The organism is uncultured Methanobrevibacter sp., from assembly GCF_900316895.1.
Classification (GTDB): Archaea; Methanobacteriota; Methanobacteria; order Methanobacteriales; family Methanobacteriaceae; genus Methanocatella.
The window spans coordinates 1-6,054 of record NZ_ONER01000108.1 but is presented as its reverse complement, the minus strand read 5'-3'; the positions used below and the strand labels follow the sequence as shown (position 1 = coordinate 6,054).

At 37.0% G+C, this 6,054-nt stretch carries 8 protein-coding genes and 2 pseudogenes; all 10 read left to right on the top strand.

The features are described 5' to 3' along the window. The first annotated feature begins 34 nt into the window (after window positions 1-34). Complete coding sequence (locus QZN27_RS09965; protein WP_367237664.1) at window positions 35-109, top strand: hypothetical protein; 75 nt, start codon at window positions 35-37, stop codon at window positions 107-109. After that, window positions 106-1,175, top strand: a pseudogene (trpB, locus tag QZN27_RS09120) (tryptophan synthase subunit beta). The gene QZN27_RS09965 and the pseudogene trpB overlap by 4 nt, the downstream one beginning before the upstream one ends. Further along, window positions 1,168-1,941, top strand: a complete 774-nt coding sequence (gene trpA / locus QZN27_RS09115; RefSeq protein WP_296786707.1) for a tryptophan synthase subunit alpha — start codon at window positions 1,168-1,170, stop codon at window positions 1,939-1,941. Before trpB ends, trpA begins: the two are co-directional and overlap by 8 nt. Before the next feature lie 113 nt (window positions 1,942-2,054). Beyond that, window positions 2,055-2,789, top strand: coding sequence for a proliferating cell nuclear antigen (pcna) (gene pcn, locus QZN27_RS09110; protein ID WP_292602280.1), 735 nt, complete (start codon window positions 2,055-2,057; stop codon window positions 2,787-2,789). Between the two features lie 56 nt (window positions 2,790-2,845). Further along, complete coding sequence (locus QZN27_RS09105; protein WP_296786702.1) at window positions 2,846-3,667, top strand: hypothetical protein; 822 nt, start codon at window positions 2,846-2,848, stop codon at window positions 3,665-3,667. Window positions 3,668-3,885: 218 nt separating this feature from the next. Beyond that, entirely contained in the window at window positions 3,886-4,164 is a 279-nt protein-coding gene (locus tag QZN27_RS09100; protein ID WP_296786699.1) for a 50S ribosomal protein L44e, read from the top strand. A gap of 10 nt (window positions 4,165-4,174) precedes the next feature. Beyond that, window positions 4,175-4,354, top strand: coding sequence for a 30S ribosomal protein S27e (locus QZN27_RS09095; RefSeq protein ID WP_067044971.1), 180 nt, complete (start codon window positions 4,175-4,177; stop codon window positions 4,352-4,354). 77 nt (window positions 4,355-4,431) lie between these two features. Further along, window positions 4,432-5,175 (top strand): annotated as a pseudogene (locus QZN27_RS09090) (translation initiation factor IF-2 subunit alpha); the annotation flags it as partial. A 6-nt stretch (window positions 5,176-5,181) separates the two neighbouring features. Continuing rightward, complete coding sequence (locus tag QZN27_RS09085) at window positions 5,182-5,352, top strand: RNA-protein complex protein Nop10 (protein ID WP_292602259.1); 171 nt, start codon at window positions 5,182-5,184, stop codon at window positions 5,350-5,352. A gap of 4 nt (window positions 5,353-5,356) precedes the next feature. Further along, the coding region (locus tag QZN27_RS09080; RefSeq protein WP_296786694.1) for a proteasome assembly chaperone family protein at window positions 5,357-6,054 on the top strand (698 nt) is incomplete at its 3' end.

Below are 6,054 nucleotides of genomic sequence, written 5' to 3'. Positions count from 1 at the left end.
GGCCATAAATGAGTTCAATCCCTATGCCATTGATTTGAGTTCAAGCCTTGAAACTGATGGATTTAAAGATGAAAATAAAATAAAAGAGATAATGGAGGTTATAAATTGAGTAGAGGAAGATATGGCGAATATGGTGGCCAATACATATCTGAAACATTAATGAATGAATTGCTTTACCTGGAAGAGCAGTACAATCATTATATGAATGACCCGGATTTTGTTGAAGAGCTCAATACATTGTTGAAGGAATATGCAGGAAGACCATCTTTATTATATTATGCTAAAAGAATGACAGAGGACCTTGGCGGGGCCAAAATCTATTTGAAACGTGAGGATTTGAACCATACTGGTGCCCACAAGATCAACAACGTCTTAGGCCAGGTATTGCTAGCTAAAAAAATAAAAGACAGGCTTTAAACGTTTACAGAATGGAGCTTCTGGGAGCTAAGGTCCATTCGGTCAAATCAGGAACACAGACCTTAAAGGATGCTGTTAACGATGCGTTCCGTGACTGGATTGCAAGGGTTCATGATACCAATTATGTAATAGGTTCTACAATGGGACCTCATCCGTTTCCAATGATAGTCCGTGATTTCCAGGCTGTCATCAGTGCTGAAGCCAAAGAACAATTCCTTGAAAAAGAAGGAAAGCTTCCTGATGCAGTTATTGCATGTGTTGGTGGTGGAAGTAATGCAATGGGGGCATTTTATAATTTCATTGAAGATGAAGATGTTAAATTGATTGGCTGTGAAGCTGGTGGAAAGGGAATAGACACTCCATATAATGCGGCAGCACTTACAAACGGTAAAATTGGAATATTTCATGGAATGAAGTCAATATTCAATCAGGGAGACTATGGACAGATTGCACCTGTATATTCCGTCTCAGCGGGTCTGGACTATCCTGGAGTCGGCCCTGAACATGCCTACTTGAGAGACACTGGAAGAGCTGAGTATGTTCCAATAACCGATGAGGAAGCGGTTGTGGCATTTGAATACCTCTCAAAGATGGAGGGCATAATTCCAGCTATCGAAAGTGCACATGCCGTTGCACATGCCATGAAAATAGCTCCTGAAATGGATAAGGATGAAACAATAATGATTTGCCTGTCCGGTAGAGGGGATAAGGATGTAAGATCAATTGCAGATTACAGAGGAGTTGATTTAAATGAGTAAGATATCCAATGCATTTGAAAACGGAACCGCTTTCATAGGATTTTTGACAGCGGGAGACCCAACAATTGACAAAACCGTCGAATACATTCTTGCAATGGAAGAGGCAGGTTGCGATTTGGTTGAGATAGGCATTCCATTTTCAGATCCGATGGCTGAAGGCGTCGTTATCCAGGACGCTAACGTTAGGGCTTTGAAACACAATACCACAACCGATGACGTATTTGACATTGTCAGAAGAGTGCGTGAAAAAACAGACATTCCACTGGTCTTTTTGACTTATATCAATCCTGTTTTCTTTTACGGTTATGAAAGGTTCTTTAAAAGATGTGCCGAGCTGGGCATTGATGGAATTATTTCTCCTGACTTGCCATATGAGGAAAAAGGTGAAATTAAGGATATTGCCCTTTCAAATGGGGTTGATGTCATTTCATTGATTGCCCCTACTTCAAAACAGAGAATACAAAAGATTGCGGGTGATGCAACCGGTTTTATTTATGTTGTTTCATCATTGGGAGTTACTGGGATGCGTTCAGAAATCAAAACTGATTTGAATGCAATTTTATCCGACATTCGCGAAGTCACTGATTTGCCTTTGGCTGTCGGTTTCGGTATCAATACTCCCGAACAGGCAACTGAAATTGGAAAAATTGCTGATGGAGTCATTGTCGGCAGTGCAATTGTAAAAATCATTGAAGAATACGGTGAAAATGCAGCAGAACCCCTAAAAGAATATGTTTCAAACATGAAAAAAGCATCAAATGAATAATTTTCAGTGAGTGTCAAGATTTAACATTTTGACAGTCCCAATTTTCAATTTTCAGATAAACTTATAATATATAAAAAACAAATATAAATACATTATTTATAAGAGGATTATTTATGTTTAAAGCAGAATTAAGTGATTCTAGTATATTAAAAACCAGTTTTGATGCTATTTCATCAATCGTTGATGAAGTACAGATTCAAACTGACAGTGAAGGCATGAGATTAGATGCCTTAGACCGTAGTCACATAACTTTCGTACATTTAGAACTTAAAGCAAGCTTGTTCGATGAATACATTTGTGATGTGCCTGAAAAGATTAACATTGACACTGATGAATTCATGAGAGTGCTCAAACGTGCAAAATCTCAAGACAGAGTATTGATGTCTGTGGATGAAGGTAATTTCATCATTACTTTTGAAGGGGATGCAACCAGAACATTCAAAATCAGATTGATTGATATTGAATACGATAATCCAACTCCACCTCAAATTTCACATCCAACCACATTCAAAGTACGTTTCTCAATCTTAAAAGATTCAATCAACGATATTGATATATTTTCAGATAAAATCGCATTGCAGGTTGATGAAGACTACTTTATAGCATCAGCTGACGGTGAATTCGGTGATGCAAGCATCAAGTATCTTCACGGAGAAAATATTCAGGAACATGCGAAATCTTTATTCTCTTTAGATAAGATTAGAGAAATGCTCAAAGCAGATAAATTTTCAGAGGAAGCGGAAATCAGTTTAGGTACCGACATGCCATTGAGCTTGACTCTCAATATGGTAACCGGTGACGGTAAACTCAGTTTCTTACTTGCTCCTAGATTAGAACAAGATGATTAATTTCATCGGTTCATCTTTTTTTATTTTTAAAAGTTAATTTTTAGAGATGGTCTTAAGTGGATAAATTCTATCAAGATTTACGTCAAATTCAGAAAAAAGAACGGAATAACGGCACATTAGCTCGTGTAGAGGAGGATTTCTACAGTCAGCTTCAGGAATATATGGATGTGCTGAAGCAGGAAGCGATGAGCGATCCGTTTTCCAAAGCCGTATCCTTGCTTAAGCAATCTCAAATCATTGCAACAGAGATTTGTGAAAGGCGTGAAAAGAAGATTTCAGAAGCTGCTGTTGTAAACATTCACAGATCATATCATCTATTCACAGGAAAGCCTCAGTTTGATTTGGTGGACACCACTCCCCTAAACTTGACTCCAGAGGAAGAGCAATTCTACTATTCCCTAATCGACACATTGAAAAATCACAGAAGCAACATTTCACTTGAAAAGCTGTCTGATGATGAAACTCCCAAAAAGCCGATTATCAAACCTAAAGAGACTCAAAAGACCACTTTGACTCCTGAAGTTGAAGTAGAAAAAACCGAAGCCGAGCCAATCATAAAAGAAAAACCTGAACCTAAGGTTTCACAGGATATAAAACAGCCTGCTGAAAAACCTCAAGCCAGGCCAAAACCCGTTGAGCATATTGAAGACAATCCTAATGCTTTTGATGCTCAGGATGAGTTTTATGATTTTGAATCAAAGAAGGTGGCTAAAGAAACAGAGCTCGTCACAATGCTTGTTTTTGATGAAGTTGGAGCTATTGTTGGTGTTGATGAGAAAACCTATGGGCCTTTCAGACCGCAGGATATTGTAACATTGCCTTTGGTCAATGCAAAAATATTTTTCAAAAATCGAAAAGGCCGTCAGGTCAAAATTTAGGTGTTTTTCCATTACATTTAAATAGCTTAATAAATAGATATATTAATCGTATCTATTTGTGATAATAAAAAATTATATTTTATATAATTTGGATTTTTGCTGTCTGTAGACTTGATGCGTTACAATGCAGTTTTTATCTCTAACGTTTTTTGATAGAAATTGAATTTAGATAAATTCATAGATAGATTTACAATGATTTATTAATTTACGGTGAAATAATGAAAATACCAAAAGAAAAAAGAACATACTGTCCTTATTGCAGAAAACACACTGTACATGAAGTGCACACTGCAAAAAGGAGAAAAGCTAGTGAGTTAACCTGGGGACAAAGACAATTCAGACGTGTGACTGCTGGTTATAGAGGTTACCCAAGGCCTTTACCTGCTGGAAACAAGCCAGTTAAAAAATTAGACTTAAGACTTAAATGTAAAGAATGTGGTAAATCTCACATTAAACAATCTTTCAGAACAGGTAAACCTGAATTCGTAGCTAAATAAGGTGGTTAACATGGTTAGTAAAGGTAGAGGAAACTTTTTAAAAGTTAAATGTTTAGATTGTGACAACGAACAAGTAATATTCGACCGTGCTGCATCTGATGTAAAATGTATCATTTGCGGTAAGACTCTTGTCAAATCTCGCGGTGCTAAAGCTAAAATCACCGCACACATTGAAAAAGTTTTAAACTAGATTTCTAGTTTTAAACTTATTTTTTTACTATTTTTTATAATTTTTATTTGATGTTGGTGAGAATATGGTAAGAAAAAGTCAATAAAGTTCTTAATTATGGGGCTTTTGCTAAATTGGAAGAATATCAGGGCAAAGAAGCTTTTATTCATATTTCTGAAGTATCTTCCGGTTGGGTTAAAAACATCAGAGACCACGTAAGAGAAAATCAAAAAATCGTCTGTCGTGTTTTGAGAGTTAACCCTAAAAAAGGACATGTCGACGCTTCCTTAAAAAGAATCCGTGAAGATCAGAGAACTAAAAAAATCCAACATTGGAAAATTGAACAAAAAGCTGAAAAATTCTTGGAATTATCTGCTAAATCATTAGATAAAACTTTAGATGAGGCCTATGATGAGGTAGGTTATGAGCTTATGGACATTTTCGGAGATGTCTATGGTGCTTTTGAAGCTGCTTCTGATGAAGGTGCCGAATCTTTAACTGAAGAAGGAATCCCACAGGATTGGGCTGATGCTATTACTGAAGTAGCTAAGAAGAATATCACTCCTCCTGAAGTTCACATCAACGGTTATGTAGATATTGAAACTTTTGTACCTGATGGTGTTGAGGTTATCATTTCAGCCCTTAAGGCCGCTGAAGATAACGGCGACGAAGAGGAAGAAATCAAAGTCCAGTGTGTTGGTGCACCAAGATACAGAATTACTGTAAAATCTACTGATTATATTTTAGCAGAAAAAACTCTTAAAGCAGCAGCTGAAAGATGCATTGCAGTTGTTGAAGAATCTGGCGGTAACGGTTCATTCTTAAGAGAGTTAGACAATTAGATTTACATGAATATGAAAATGAATAAATGTCCTGAATGTGGAATTTATACTTTAAAAGATGCTTGCCCTAAATGTGGAGGACCACTTAAAGTAATTTATCCTCCCAAATTTTCTGTTGAGGATAAATATGGTAAATATAGGCGCATATTAAAAAAAGAGGCAATGAACAAGGAGTAATACAATGAATACTGCAGAATTTACTGTTTTAGAAGAAGTTGAATTAAACAATCCTATTTTTATAGAAGCGTTACCTGGTCTTGGACATGTGGGTAAATTAGCCGCAGACCATATGATTGATGAATTGGGAGCTACCAAGTTTGCTGAAATTTATTCCCCGACTTTCCCTCCTCAAGTTCTTGTTAAAGAGGAAGGTATTATAGAAAACATGTTTAATGAGCTATATTACATGAAGGATGTCGGTGAAGATAATTTGGATTTAATTCTTCTTGTGGGCAATACCCAAGCATTATCTCCTGAAGGGCAATACCTGGTTTGCAAAGAGATTTTAGATTTTGTCTGCCAATTTGACATTGATAAAATTTTCACATTGGGCGGAATGGTTACTTCTCCGCAACCGGTTGAAAATCCTAAGGTATTCGGAGCGGCTACCTGTGAAGCTAATGTTGAGCTTTTGAAGGAGGCTGAAGTTGAATTAAGATCCAATGACGGCGGAATTGTTGGTGCTTCAGGACTTTTCTTAGGTCTGGGTGCCCGCAGAGGAATCGAAGGGTCTTGTCTTATGGGTGAAACCCCAGGATATTTCATTGATGCGGAAGCTGCCGAAGCTTTACTGTTAAAGTTATCCCATTTGCTTAATTTTGAAATCAACACTGAAAAGTTAGATGAAAGGGCTGAAGAAACCAGACAAATGATTGCTAA